At 66.9% G+C, this 14,065-nt stretch carries 10 protein-coding genes; all 10 read left to right on the top strand.

The features are described from left to right. Positions 1-43 precede the first annotated feature (43 nt). The 10 genes from hisI to LQ144_RS00665 all read left to right on the top strand — a co-directional run bounded on the left by hisI (position 44) and on the right by LQ144_RS00665 (position 14,022). A complete protein-coding gene (gene hisI, locus LQ144_RS00710; RefSeq protein WP_230116653.1) occupies positions 44-487 on the top strand; it encodes a phosphoribosyl-AMP cyclohydrolase in 444 nt (147 codons plus the stop codon). A 67-nt stretch (positions 488-554) separates the two neighbouring features. Next, entirely contained in the window at positions 555-2,225 is a 1,671-nt protein-coding gene (locus tag LQ144_RS00705; RefSeq protein ID WP_230116652.1) for an anthranilate synthase component I, read from the top strand. Then, complete coding sequence (locus LQ144_RS00700; RefSeq protein ID WP_230116651.1) at positions 2,225-2,860, top strand: Trp biosynthesis-associated membrane protein; 636 nt, start codon at positions 2,225-2,227, stop codon at positions 2,858-2,860. Before LQ144_RS00705 ends, LQ144_RS00700 begins: the two co-directional genes overlap by 1 nt. 98 nt (positions 2,861-2,958) lie before the next feature. After that, the gene (locus LQ144_RS00695; RefSeq protein ID WP_230116650.1) at positions 2,959-3,246 is read left to right on the top strand and encodes an HGxxPAAW family protein; all 288 of its coding nucleotides are present in this window, start codon (positions 2,959-2,961) and stop codon (positions 3,244-3,246) included. A gap of 2 nt (positions 3,247-3,248) precedes the next feature. Then, the gene (gene trpC, locus LQ144_RS00690) at positions 3,249-4,067 is read left to right on the top strand and encodes an indole-3-glycerol phosphate synthase TrpC (RefSeq protein WP_230116649.1); all 819 of its coding nucleotides are present in this window, start codon (positions 3,249-3,251) and stop codon (positions 4,065-4,067) included. A 105-nt stretch (positions 4,068-4,172) separates the two neighbouring features. Continuing rightward, complete coding sequence (gene trpB, locus LQ144_RS00685) at positions 4,173-5,501, top strand: tryptophan synthase subunit beta (protein WP_230116782.1); 1,329 nt, start codon at positions 4,173-4,175, stop codon at positions 5,499-5,501. An 11-nt stretch (positions 5,502-5,512) separates the two neighbouring features. Then, the gene (trpA, locus tag LQ144_RS00680) at positions 5,513-6,301 is read left to right on the top strand and encodes a tryptophan synthase subunit alpha (protein WP_230116781.1); all 789 of its coding nucleotides are present in this window, start codon (positions 5,513-5,515) and stop codon (positions 6,299-6,301) included. Positions 6,302-6,310: 9 nt separating this feature from the next. Further along, positions 6,311-7,690, top strand: a complete 1,380-nt coding sequence (lgt, locus tag LQ144_RS00675; protein ID WP_230116648.1) for a prolipoprotein diacylglyceryl transferase — start codon at positions 6,311-6,313, stop codon at positions 7,688-7,690. Positions 7,691-7,955: 265 nt separating this feature from the next. Then, the gene (gene gltB / locus LQ144_RS00670; RefSeq protein WP_230116647.1) at positions 7,956-12,572 is read left to right on the top strand and encodes a glutamate synthase large subunit; all 4,617 of its coding nucleotides are present in this window, start codon (positions 7,956-7,958) and stop codon (positions 12,570-12,572) included. Continuing rightward, positions 12,565-14,022 carry a glutamate synthase subunit beta gene (locus LQ144_RS00665; protein ID WP_230116646.1) on the top strand — a complete coding sequence of 486 codons (1,458 nt, stop codon included), beginning with the start codon at positions 12,565-12,567 and terminating at the stop codon, positions 14,020-14,022. Before gltB ends, LQ144_RS00665 begins: the two co-directional genes overlap by 8 nt. Positions 14,023-14,065 lie beyond the last annotated feature (43 nt).

Below are 14,065 nucleotides of genomic sequence, written 5' to 3'. Positions count from 1 at the left end.
CACACTGATCGGGGCCATGTGGTGAGGCACTAGACTTGACCTGATGTCTGAGCAGCCCGCCCCCAGCCCCACACCCGGTTCAGCCCCTGCCGCCGCCGTCGGCACTGCTGCCGGCGACCGCCCGTCCGCAAGCCCGCTTCCCGCCGAAATCGCCGCTGCCCTGAAGCGGGACGGCGCCGGACTGGTGGCCGCGATCGTGCAGCAGCACGACACCGACGAGGTGCTCATGCTCGGCTGGATGGACGACGAAGCCCTGAGCCGCACGATGACCACCGGCCGGGTGACCTTCTACTCCCGGTCCCGCCAGGAGTACTGGCGCAAGGGAGACACCTCGGGCCACGTGCAGTGGGTCAAATCGGTGGCCCTCGACTGCGACGGCGATGCCCTCCTCGTGCGCGTCGATCAGGTCGGCGCAGCCTGCCACACCGGAACACGCACGTGCTTCGACGGCCGCGGCCTCGACGTCGTGACCGGAACGGCCGAATAGCCCGCGTTGCACTCACCAGGTCCATCGAATCAGGCACAACCCAAGAACAGACGGAGAACCAATAGCCATGCAGGACCTTGGAATCATCAGCCCGGGCCTGGAAGAATTCCGGGAACTTGCCGGCCACAGCCGTGTCATCCCTGTCCGGCTCAAGGTGCTGGCCGACGCCGAAACGCCCATCGGCCTCTACCGGAAACTGGCACAGGGCCAGCCGGGCACCTTCCTGATGGAATCGGCGGCCGTCGGCGGCGCCTGGTCCAGGTACTCCTTCATCGGCGCACGGTCCCGCGCCACACTGACCACCAAGGACGGGCAGGCACACTGGCTTGGCCAACCGCCCACCGGTGTTCCCGTTGACGGCAACCCGGTCGACGCCATCCGGGACACGATCGATGCCCTGCGCACCGACCGGTTCGACGGACTGCCTCCGTTCACCTCGGGGCTTGTGGGCTTCCTCGGCTGGGAGACCGTCCGGCACTGGGAAAGGCTGACCAGCCCTCCCGAAGACGATCTTCAGCTGCCCGAAATGGCGCTGAACCTCGTCACGGACATGGCCGTCCACGACAACATGGACGGCACGGTGCTGCTGATCGCGAACGCGATCAACTTCGACAACAGCCCCGACCGCGTAGACGAAGCCTGGCAGGATGCCGTCACTCGCGTGAAGGAACTGCTGGCCCGCGTCAGTACTCCCGTGACCCAGCCCGTGTCAGTGCTGGAGCCCGCGGCCCTCGACTTCGCGTCCAGTGTCCAGGAACGGTGGGACGAGCCTGCCTACCTCGCTGCCCTGGACCGCGGGAAGGAGGCGATCGTTGACGGGGAAGTCTTCCAGGTGGTCATCTCCCGCCGCTTCGAGATGGAGTGCGGCGCATCCCCGCTTGACGTCTACCGGGTGCTCCGCAACACGAACCCGAGCCCCTACATGTACATCTTCAGCCTCGAGGACGCGGACGGCCGGGAGTACTCGATCGTCGGTTCGTCGCCCGAGGCGTTGGTGACGGTCACCGGCGACGACGTCATAACGCACCCCATTGCCGGGTCCCGCCCGCGCGGCAAGACCGTGGAAACGGACAAGGCCCTCGCCGAAGAACTCCTGGCGGACGAAAAGGAACGGGCGGAACACCTGATGCTGGTGGACCTCTCCAGAAACGACCTCTCCAAGGTTTGCGTGGCGGGGTCCGTGGACGTGACGCAGTTCATGGAGGTGGAACGCTTCAGCCACATCATGCACCTCGTCTCCACGGTCGTGGGACGGCTCGCCCCCACCGCGAAGGCGTACGACGTCCTGAAGGCAACCTTCCCGGCCGGAACACTGTCCGGCGCCCCGAAACCCCGCGCCCTGCGCCTGCTCGATGAGCTTGAGCCGCACCGGCGCGGAATCTACGGCGGCGTGGTGGGATACCTCGACTTCGCCGGGGACATGGACATGGCCATTGCCATCCGCTCGGCGCTGCTGCGCGAAGGGCGGGCCTATGTCCAGGCCGGCGGCGGCATCGTGGCGGACTCAGTCAATCCCACCGAGGCGCTGGAAACTGTCAACAAGGCGGCCGCTCCGCTCCGTGCAGTCCACACGGCGGGCTCGCTGCACAACATCGCGCCGGACTCTGCCTCCGCGGCTGACGCCACCGGCCGGAAGGCCGGGAAGGAAACCGGCCGGAAGGCGGGGAAGGAAACCGGCCGGACGGCCGGGACGGAAACCGGCCCGAAAGCCGGCGCAGAAGCCGGAACAGAGTCCTGATGGCGGTTCCGGCAGAGTCCGCCGCCAAGACCAAAGCCCGCAGCAGCACTCCGGCATGGGCGCGGAAATCCACCGTGGTCCTGCTCATTGCCGTACTGGCGCTGGCGGTCTTCGGCACCACCACCCAGACCTGGCTGACTGTCCATCTTGACCCGCAGCAACTGGGACAGGGCGCCGCGGAACAGAACGGACTCCAGGTCCAGGGGAGCAAGGCAGCCACCACGGTGACCGCGCTTGCCCTCGTCGCGCTGGCCGGCGGCCTCGCCGCGTCCATCGCCGGCAGGATCGCCCGCTGGATCATTACGGCCATCATCGTGCTGGCGGCCGTCGGGATCGTCACCGCTGCGGCGACCGTACTCGCGGACCCGCTGGCGGCCGCACAGGGTTCCATCGCCGCTGCCACCGGCATCAGCGGGAGCAGCGCGGAGGTGGGCGTCACGGCGTTTCCCGTCCTCGCCGTCGTCGCCGGTTCCCTTCTCGCGCTTGGCGGGCTACTGGTTGTCCCGGCGGGACGGCGCTGGAAGGCGCGGACCAAGTACGACACCGCCGCACCAGGCAGCCGTGGCGCCCAGACCGGCCCTGTCGACGAGATCGACAGCTGGGACCGGCTCTCGCGCGGCGACGATCCCACCTGAGCCGGATGGTCACGGAGCCACGCGGCGTGCCTGCCGATGACTAAGGCCGCGCCAAAAAATGGCAGAATGTAAGCAGTATTGATCCTGAGGAGATTCACATGAGCAAAGCCACTGTTTCCGGTACTAAGCCCGCGGCGCCCGGAAAGACGCACCACGGCATCGACCACAGCATTGACCTGGGCCACGGCAACAGCCCGGCCGCGTGGACCTGCGTGATCGTCATGCTGATCGGCGCCCTCATCGCCGCCATCGCGTTTGTCATCGCCAGCACCCCCATCTTCGTGGCAGGTGCCGCGGTCATGGTGCTCGGCCTGCTGGCCGGTTTCATCATGCGCAAGGCGGGCTACGGCGTGGGCGGCAGCAAGATCAAGGGCACCGGCCACTAACCGTGACGGTTCTCGACGACATCAATGCCGGTGTCAGGGAGGACATGGACGGCCGCAAGCGCCTCGTGTCCCTCGCGGAACTCAAGGACCGCGCCCTGGCAGCGGCTCCGGCGCGCGACGCATGGGCAGCCCTCGACGGGCCGTCGGCCACCCGCGATCAGCTCAAGGTCATTGCCGAGATCAAGCGCCGCAGCCCGTCAAAGGGCGACCTCGCGAACATCGTGGACCCGGCCTCGCTGGCGGCGCTTTATGCCGACGGCGGCGCCGCCGTGATCAGCGTGCTGACCGAACAGCGCCGCTTCAACGGCTCGCTGGCGGACCTGGATGCGGTCCGGGCCCGCGTGGACGTCCCGCTGCTCCGCAAGGATTTCACCCTGGACGAGTACCAGATCTGGGAGGCACGCGCCCACGGTGCGGACCTTGTCCTGCTGATCGTGGCCGCTTTGTCCGATCAGCAGCTGCGTGAATTTAGTGCGCTCAGCCGGGAACTTGGCATGAATGTCCTGGTGGAGACGCACACGCCGGAGGAGATCGAGCGGGCCGTGGATGCCGACGCCCGGATCATCGGTGTCAACGTGCGCAACCTCAAGACGCTCGACGTCGACCGGTCCCTTTTTGCCTCACTGGCCGGAAGCATTCCGGCCGGCGCGGTCGTGGTGGCGGAGTCCGGCGTGCGGGGAGCCGACGACGTCGCCCACTACGCGGCAAACGGCGCCAACGCCATCCTCGTGGGAGAGGCGCTCGTCAGTGACGCCACACCGCGCGAACGCATCGCGGAGTTCGCCGCAGCCGGGGCAGCAGCGATCGCTGCCCGCGTCTGAGCTTCGCCCTAACCGTGGCGCCATCCGGGAAACAGCCCGCAATAGGCTGCACACCGGATGCCGCCTGACATCAATTAGTCAAAAGTGAACAGGATGGTGAGACTGATGGCCGAAGCGCCGACAGCCGGCTCTGACGAAGGCTCGGTGGACGCATTCCTGCAGGGAGGCGCATCGCTGCGCCACGCCCCGGGACCCTACTTCGGTTCCTACGGGGGCCGATGGATGCCTGAATCACTGATTGCGGCCCTGGACGAACTGGAAGACACGTTCGAAAAAGCCAAGGCGGACCCCGAATTCACCGCGCAGATCGCCGATCTAAACAAGAACTATTCCGGGCGGCCCTCGCTTCTGACCGAGGCCAAGCGGTTCGCCGAGCACGCCGGGGGAGTGCGCATCTTCCTCAAGCGCGAAGACCTCAACCACACCGGCTCGCACAAGATCAACAACGTGCTGGGCCAGGCGCTGCTTGCCAAGCGCATGGGCAAGACGCGTGTCATCGCCGAGACCGGTGCCGGCCAGCACGGCGTGGCCAGCGCCACGGCCGCCGCGCTGCTGGGCTTGGAATGCGTCGTCTACATGGGCGCGGAAGACTGCCGCCGGCAGGCCTTGAACGTGGCCCGGATGGAGCTCCTGGGAGCCACCGTCATTCCTGTCACGAACGGGTCGCAGACCCTCAAGGACGCCATCAACGAGGCGCTCCGCGACTGGGTGGCCAACGTCGGAAACACCCACTACCTGCTCGGCACCGCAGCGGGCGCCCACCCGTTCCCCGCGATGGTCCGTTACTTCCACGAGGTCATCGGTGAGGAAGCCCGCGCGCAGATCCTCGACCAGACCGGCCGCCTGCCGGACGCGGTCTGCGCCTGCATCGGCGGCGGCTCCAACGCCATCGGCATCTTCCACGGCTTCCTCGACGACGCCTCCGTTAAGATCTACGGCTTCGAGGCCGGCGGCGACGGCGTGGAAACCGGCCGCCACGCGGCGACCATCACGCTCGGCCGGCCCGGCGTGCTGCACGGTGCGCGGTCGTACCTCATGCAGGACGACGACGGCCAGACTATCGAATCGCACTCCATCTCCGCCGGACTGGACTACCCGGGCGTCGGCCCGGAGCACTCGTACCTCGCCGACATCGGACGGGTCAGCTACGAGCCCATCACGGACAGCGAAGCCATGGAGGCCTTCCGGCTCCTGTGCCGCACCGAAGGCATCATTCCGGCCATCGAGTCCTCGCACGCCCTTGCCGGCGCCATCAAGGTGGGGCAGCGGCTGGCCGCTGAGGAGGCCGCAGCGGGCAACGCATCGGACAAGATCGTGATCGTCAACCTGTCCGGCCGGGGCGACAAGGACGTGGCAACAGCAGCCGAATGGTTCGACCTCCTGGAGAAGGATTCCGCAGAGGCCGCTATCGGCAAGGAAGGGGAACAGCTGTGAGCACCGCGCAGATGACCAGCAAATCGGCAATCGCCATTGACAAGGCCCGCGCGGAAGGACGGGCGGCCCTCATCGGCTACCTGCCCGCCGGCTACCCCAGCGTCGAGGAAACCATCGCCGCCGGCATAGCCCTGGCACGCAACGGCGCTGACCTCATCGAGATCGGCATTCCGTACTCGGATCCGGTAATGGACGGCCCGGTCATCCAGGCCGCCACCACGGAAGCCCTCGCCAACGGGTTCCACGTCCGCCAGGTCTTCGACGTCGTGGCAGGCATCACGGCCGAAACCGACGCTGCCGTCCTGGTTATGACCTACTGGAACCCCGTGATCCGGATGGGCGTGGACGAATTTTCCCGCCGCCTCGCCGAAGCCGGGGGAGCGGGCCTGATCACTCCGGACCTCATCCCGGACGAAGCCGCGGACTGGATGGAAGCCTCCGACAAGTACGGGCTGGACCGGGTGTTCCTTGTGGCCCCCTCGTCCTCGACCGAGCGCATGCGGCGCACCGTCGAGGCCAGCCGGGGTTTCGTCTACGCCGTCTCCATCATGGGTGTCACCGGTGCCCGGTCGTCCGTGAGCACGGCAGCCAAGGGCGTGGTGGCCGCGGCCAAAGAGGCCGGCGCGGAGCGTGTTTGCGTGGGCCTCGGCGTATCGAACGCGGACCAGGTGGCGGAAATTGCCGCCTATGCCGACGGTGTGATCGTGGGAACAGCCCTCGTGTCCGCCATCCGCGACGGCGGCGTGGACGCCGTGGCCAGCCTGACCAAAGACCTTAGCGCCGGACTGACCAGGAAGTAGCCCTCCATCATGCAGATGTTCCACTCCGCGGCCGCGCTGGCGAATATGGTGCCGGCGGGCTTCGTCCCGACGAGCATTCCGAGCCCCGACTGGTCCGGCTTCGACATTCCACTGCCGTGGGGCACGCTGCGCATCCATGCCTACGCCCTGTGCATCCTCGCGGGCATCATCGTCGGCCTGTGGCTGACGTCGGTGCGGTGGGCAAAGCGCGGAGCTCCCGAAGGCAGCGTGTGGGACATCGTCATTTGGGCCATCCCGTTCGGCATCATCGGCGGCCGGCTCTATCACGTGTTCTCCTCCCCGGACGCCTACTTCGGGCCGGGTTTTGACGGCACGGGGGACCTGTCCCTGATCCCGCAAATCCAGCGCGGCGGCCTGGGCATCTGGGGTGCCGTGGTGCTGGGCGCCTTCGGCGCCTGGATCGGCTGCCGCCGGGCGGGCGTCAAGCTCACGGCGTTCCTGGACGCCGCGGCGCCGGGACTGCTGCTCGCGCAGGCCGTTGGCCGCTGGGGCAACTACTTCAACCAGGAGCTCTTCGGCGGCCCCACCACGCTGCCCTGGGGTCTCCAGGTTGACTCCGACAACCCCAACTTCCCGTCCGGATTCCCTGCGGACACGCTGTTCCACCCCACCTTCCTGTACGAGTCGCTCTGGAACCTCGTGGGTGTGCTCATCCTTCTGGCGCTGGACCGGCGGTTCCACTTCCGCCGCGGCCGGCTCTTCTGGGTCTACGCCATGTACTACACACTGGGCCGGGTGTGGATTGAAGCCATGCGCATCGATGATGCCGAACAGATCAGCCTCTTCGGCATCACCACACGGCTCAATGTCTGGACCAGCATCTTCGTGTTCATCGCTGCTCTGGCCGTGTTCATCGTGCTGGGCCTGCGCAGGAAGGGCGACCAGCAGAGCGTCTACCTCCCCGGCCGTGAGCCCGTTGCCGGGCCCGGCACTGAGTCCGCCGTCGAAACGGCCGGCGACAAGGCCGCCGTTAAAACGGCCGCCGACAAGTCCGCCGACGAAACGGGCGGTGACAGACCCGTCGGCGAGACGGCGGACGGCGACGTGGGCCCCGCTAAAGAGACGGTCGGTGCGTCGGTAGCGCCGGCTGTCACCGGGAAAACGGACGACGGCGGGACCTCGCCGGAGAAGGCAAGCGGCCGTCGTGCAGCAGCCGATACCGTCCGTGATGCGGACGCCGTTGTCTCAGATAGTGAATCGCGTGATAATCTCCCAGATAACCAAAACGGTCCAGGCCACGCTTCTGCCCCAACGGAAGCAGTGCCGGCAGCCACTGGCGGCAACACGTCCGCCAAGGACTCGCCGGACACCGGAAAATCCGGTGCTGCTGCCACCGGACCTGCGCCGAAAGCTGACGGCACCCGCTAGTTCAGCGCCGGCACCGAGGGCAGCCAGAGCCACCGCTTGGAGCGCCCAACACCACAGCGTCGTGGCATCAGGGCCCATGCCGGGCAGCATAGAGCTGCTGACCGGTCAAGCCCGGGCGGAGAGCCTGCGTAACTGTTAGTTCAGCAGTCTTCCCTGCCCTACAATTTCCAGTAACTAACACTTTGTTGTGCCCATCACACCGGCGCTCTGAGTGGGGCCAACGTTGTCCCTTCCATACGCACGATCAGGAGGAAGGACGTCTCCCATGACCCAAACTCTTCACAGCCCCAGCTGGTCCGAACCGAACCAGCCGGACGCCGCCATGTCACCGTTTAAACGGTTTGCGGCGCTCCCCGAGGCAGCCGGGCTCTACAACCCGGAGCAGGAGAAGGACGCCTGCGGTCTTGCGATTATCGCCACCCTGCGCGGGGAGCCCGGCTACGACATCGTTGATGCCGCGCTCACGGCCCTGCGCAACCTCGAGCACCGCGGAGCCGTTGGCGCCGACGAGGGAACGGGCGACGGCGCCGGGCTGCTGATGCAGGTACCGGACGAGTTCTTCCGCGCCGTCACCGAATTCGAACTCCCGGCACCCGGGCAGTATGTCGTGGGCACCGCCTTCCTCCCCGCCGAGCAGCGTGAGGCCGATGCCGCCAAGGCAGGCATCGATGGCCTCGCCGCTGACGAGGGCCTCACCGTCCTCGGCTGGCGCGAAGTGCCGATCGTGGCCGACCTGGTCGGCGCCATGGCCCGCGCCTGCATGCCGTACTTCTCGCAGCCGTTCTTCGCCTCCTCCACCGGCGAGCAGCTGGACCGCAACGAACTCGATTCCCGCGCCTGGCGGATCCGCAAGCGCGCCCAAAACAAGTTTGGCGTCTACTTCCCGTCGCTGTCCTCACGGACCATCGTCTACAAGGGCATGCTGACCACGGCCCAGCTGGAGCCGTTCTACCCGGACCTCTCCGACAAGCGCTTCAAGACCAAGCTCGCGATCGTCCACTCCCGCTTCTCCACCAACACCTTCCCGTCCTGGCCACTCGCACAGCCGTTCCGCACCATCGCCCACAATGGTGAAATCAACACCGTCAAGGGCAACCGGAACTGGATGCGCGCCCGCCAGTCCCAGCTGGCCAACCCGCTGCTGGGGGATTCCCCGGAAGAACTGTTCCCGATCTGCACCCCCGGTGCCTCTGACTCGGCGTCCTTCGATGAGGTGGCGGAGCTGCTCTGGCTCTCCGGCCGCCCCATCACGCACTCGATCATGATGATGATCCCGGAGGCGTGGGAAAACCACGCCACCATGGATCCGGCACGCCGTGCGTTCTACGAGTACCACTCCCTGTTGATGGAGCCGTGGGACGGACCGGCCGCTGTGTCGTTCACCGACGGCAACCTCGTCGGGGCCACGCTGGACCGCAACGGACTGCGCCCCGGCCGCTACTGGATCACCGAGGACGGCCTGGTCGTCTTCGCCTCCGAGGTGGGCGTCATCGACGTCGAACCCTCCAAGGTGGTCAAGAAGGGCCGCGTTTCCCCCGGCAAGATGTTCCTGGTGGACACCGAAGCCGGCCGGATCATCGACGACGAAGAGGTCAAGGCCGAGGTCGCCGCGGCGAACCCCTGGGCCGAATGGGTCAAGGACAACCTGATCGACCTCAACGAGCTCCCCGAGCGCGAGCACGTGGTGCACACGGCCGCGTCCGTGAACATCCGCCAGCGGACCTTTGGCTACACCACCGAAGAGCTCAAGATCCTGCTCGGCCCGATGGCACGCACGGGGGCCGAGCCGCTGGGTGCCATGGGCTCCGATACGCCGGTTGCCGTCCTGTCCAAGCGCCCCCGGCTGCTGTTCGATTACTTTGTGCAGTCCTTCGCGCAGGTCACCAACCCGCCGCTGGACGCGATTCGTGAAGAGCTGGTCACGTCGCTGACGTGCGCCATCGGCCCCAACGGCAACCTGCTCGACACCAAGCAGGTCCGCCAGCCGCAGGTTTCGCTGCCGTTCCCGGTCATCAACAACGACCAGCTGGCGAAGATCGCCAACATCGAGAATGCTGACGGCGACAAGGTCGCCATGAAGGTTCGCGGCCTCTACCGGCCCGAGGGCGGCGAGAACGCCCTGCGTGCCCGGCTGACCGAGATCTGCGAGCAGGTTTCGGGCGCCATCAACCGCGGTGTGCAGTACGTGGTGCTGTCCGACCGTGACTCCAACGCCCAGTGGGCGCCCATTCCTTCGCTGCTGCTGGTCAGCGCCGTGCACCACCACCTGCTGCGCAGCGCCAACCGCACCAAGACGGCCCTCGTGGTCGAGGCCGGCGACGTCCGCGAGACGCACCATGTGGCAGTGCTCGTGGGCTACGGCGCCTCGGCCGTCAACCCGTACCTGGCCATGGAGTCCGTGGAGCAGCTCATCACAGCAGGCGACGTCGTTGGCGTCACCGCGCAGGATGGCGTCTACAACCTCATCAAGGGGCTCGGCAAGGGCGTCCTGAAGATCATGTCCAAGATGGGTATCTCCACCGTGGCCTCCTACACCGGTGCGCAGACCTTCGAAGCGCTCGGCCTGGGCCAGGAGCTCGTGGACGAATTCTTCTCAGGCACGCACTCCCAGCTGGGCGGCGTGGGCCTGGACGTCATCGCGGCCGAAGTGTCCGCACGGCACCAGATGGCCTACCCCGAGGGCGGCATTGAGCAGCCGCACCGCCCGCTGCTCGGCGGCGGCGAATACCAGTGGCGCCGCGACGGCGAGCCGCACCTCTTCAACCCGGAGACGGTCTTCCGGCTGCAGCACGCCACGCGTGAGCGCCGCTACGACATCTTCAAGTCCTACACCAAGGGCGTGGACGACCAGTCCGAGAACCTGATGACCCTGCGCGGTCTCCTTAAGTTCAAGGACGGCGCCCGTCCCGCAGTGCCGCTCGAGGAAGTGGAGCCGGTCTCCAGCATCGTCAAGCGGTTCTCCACGGGTGCCATGAGCTACGGCTCCATCTCCAAGGAAGCCCACGAAACGCTCGCGATCGCGATGAACCGCCTGGGCGGCAAGTCCAACACCGGTGAAGGCGGCGAGGACGTGGACCGCCTGCTCGATCCCGAGCGCCGCTCCGCCGTCAAGCAGATCGCATCCGGCCGGTTCGGTGTCACGAGCCTGTATCTGACCAACGCTGACGACATCCAGATCAAGATGGCTCAGGGCGCCAAGCCCGGCGAAGGCGGCCAGCTGATGGCCCAGAAGGTTTACCCCTGGGTTGCCCGGACCCGCCACTCGACCCCCGGCGTCGGACTGATTTCCCCGCCCCCGCACCACGACATTTACTCCATCGAGGACCTTGCGCAGCTCATCTACGATGCCAAGCGCGCCAATCCTTCGGCCCGCGTGCACGTCAAGCTCGTCTCCGAGGTGGGCATCGGCACAGTTGCCGCCGGTGTGACGAAGGCGAAGGCCGACGTCGTGCTCGTTTCCGGACACGACGGCGGAACCGGCGCCTCGCCGCTGAACTCGCTCAAGCACGCCGGTGTCCCGTGGGAGCTGGGGCTCGCAGAGACCCAGCAGACGCTCATGCTCAACGGCCTGCGCGACCGCGTGGTGGTGCAGGTGGACGGCCAGCTCAAGACCGGCCGCGACGTCGTGATTGCTGCCCTGCTCGGCGGCGAGGAATTCGGCTTCGCCACGGCCCCGCTGGTGGTCGAAGGCTGCATCATGATGCGCGTCTGCCACCTGGACACGTGCCCGGTGGGCGTTGCCACGCAGAACCCCGAGCTGCGGGCCCGCTTCAGCGGCAAGCCCGAGTTCGTGGTCAACTTCTTCGAGTTCCTGGCAGAGGAAGTCCGCGAAATCCTCGCGGAACTTGGCTTCCGGAGCATCGAGGAAGCGATTGGCCACGCAGAAATGCTGGACACCCGCGAGGCGATCAACCACTGGAAGGCCGAGGGCCTGGACCTTGATCCGATCCTGCACGGGCTGGAGTTCGACGACGACGCCCCGCTGCGGAACCTGACCGGCCAGAACCACGAGCTGGACAAGCACTTCGACCAGCGGCTCATCGCCATGGCAGCGGAAGCGCTGAGCGACCGCGCCCCGGTGAAGATTGCCGTGGATGTCATCAACACCGACCGTTCGGTGGGCACCATGCTCGGCCACGTGGTCACCAAGACGTTCAGCACGGACGTGCTGGCCACGGACACTATCGACATCACGCTCACGGGAACGGCCGGCCAGTCGCTGGGCGCCTTCCTGCCTGCCGGCATCACGCTGCGCATGTACGGCGATTCCAATGACTACGTCGGCAAGGGCCTCTCCGGCGGCCGGATCATCGTCCGCCCGGACCGCACCAACGTGTTCAATGCGGAGAGCAACGTGATCGCCGGAAACGTGATCGGCTACGGCGCCACGAGCGGCGAAATGTTCCTGCGCGGCCAGGTGGGCGAACGCTTCCTGGTCCGGAACTCCGGCGCCACGGCGGTAGTCGAGGGCATCGGCGACCACGGCTGCGAGTACATGACCGGCGGCCAGACGCTCATCATCGGACGGACCGGGCGCAACTTCGGCGCCGGCATGTCCGGCGGCACGGCCTACGTTCTGGACCTGCGGACCACCCGCGTGAACAAGCAGGCGCTGGAGTCCGGCGAGCTGCAGCTCCGCGACCTGGACGCCGAGGACCGCGACATCGTGCACGGCCTCCTCGTCAAGCACGTCGAGGAAACCGACTCGCAGCTCGCGGCGCGCCTGCTCGAGAACTTCGATGACACCGCTGCCCGCATTACCAAGGTGCTGCCGCGCGACTACGCGGCCGTGCTGCAAACCCGTCTTGACGCCATCGAAGAGGGCCTGGACCCCGACGGCGAAGAAGTTTGGTCTCGAATCCTGGAGGTGACCGGTGGCTGACCCACGCGGATTTCTGAAAGTACGCCAGCGTGAAACCCAGCCACGCCGCCCCGTTCCCGTCCGCATCATGGACTGGAAGGAAGTCTATGAGGCCCAGGAAAAGGGTGTCCTCAAGAGCCAGGCCGGCCGCTGCATGGATTGCGGCGTGCCGTTCTGCCACCAGGGCTGCCCGCTCGGGAACCTGATCCCCGAGTGGAACGACCTCATGTGGCGGGACAAGGGCGAGGAAGCGATTGAGCGGCTGCACGCCACCAACAATTTCCCCGAGTTCACCGGCCGCCTGTGCCCGGCTCCCTGCGAGGCGTCCTGCGTGCTGGGCATCAACCAGCCCGCCGTGACCATCAAGCAGGTGGAGGTTTCCATCATCGATGAGGCCTTCGACAACGGCTGGGTCAACCCGCTGCCTCCCACGCGCCTCACCGGCAAGACGGTCGCCGTCGTCGGCTCCGGCCCGGCAGGTCTGGCGGTCGCCCAGCAGCTGACGCGCGTGGGCCACACCGTGGCAGTCTACGAACGCGACGACAAGATCGGGGGACTGCTGCGCTACGGCATCCCCGATTTCAAGATGGAAAAAGAGCAGGTGGACCGCCGGCTTGAGCAGATGAAGGCTGAAGGCACCCGCTTCCGTACCGGCGTCGCCGTCGGCACGGACGTGACGTGGGAGCAGCTGCGCCGCCGTTACGACTCAGTGGTCATTGCCACCGGCGCCACCGTGCCGCGCGACCTGAACATCCCGGGCCGCGAGCTTGACGGTGTCCACTTCGCGATGGACTACCTCGTGCCGGCCAACCGCGTAGTGGCGGGGGAGTCGGTGGAAAACCAGATCCACGCCAAGGGCAAGCATGTGGTGATCCTTGGCGGCGGTGACACCGGCGCTGACTGCCTCGGCACCGCGCACCGCCACGGCGCCGCGTCGGTGACCACCCTGGCCATCGGCAAGCAGCCCCCGGCGGAACGGGCGGGCCACCAGCCCTGGCCGACTTTTCCCACGCTTTTCGAAGTTGCCAGCGCCCACGAAGAAGGCGGTGAGCGCACGTACCTCGCCTCCACCGTGGAATTTGTCGGTGAAAACGGCAAGCTGACCGGCGTCAAGGTCGCCGAAACCGAGTTCGTTGACGGCAAGCGGCTGCCCAAGGCCGGCACCGAGCGGATCATCCCCGCGGACCTGGTGTTCCTCTCCCTGGGCTTCACCGGTGCCGAGCCTGCCGGCATCACCGAGCAGGTCAGCGCTGAATTCGACGGCCGCGGCAACGTGTCCCGCGACGGCTATTACATGACCAACACCGAGGGCGTGTTCGTGGCCGGCGATGCCGGACGCGGCCAGTCGCTCATTGTGTGGGCCATCGCCGAAGGCCGTGCCTGCGCAGCCGCGGTGGACAAGTTCCTGATGGGGAGCACAATCCTTCCGGCTCCCGTGGCCCCGACGGACCGCGCCATCGCCGTCCTCTAGCGATGCCTCGGAGGTGAAAGTTCACCTCCACGACAACTTAACC

The sequence above is a fragment of the Arthrobacter sp. Bi83 genome, from assembly GCF_918698095.1.
In the GTDB taxonomy this organism is placed as follows: domain Bacteria; phylum Actinomycetota; class Actinomycetes; order Actinomycetales; family Micrococcaceae; genus Arthrobacter.
Note: the sequence above shows the minus strand (reverse complement) of the source record. Positions and strands in the feature narration are given on the sequence as shown.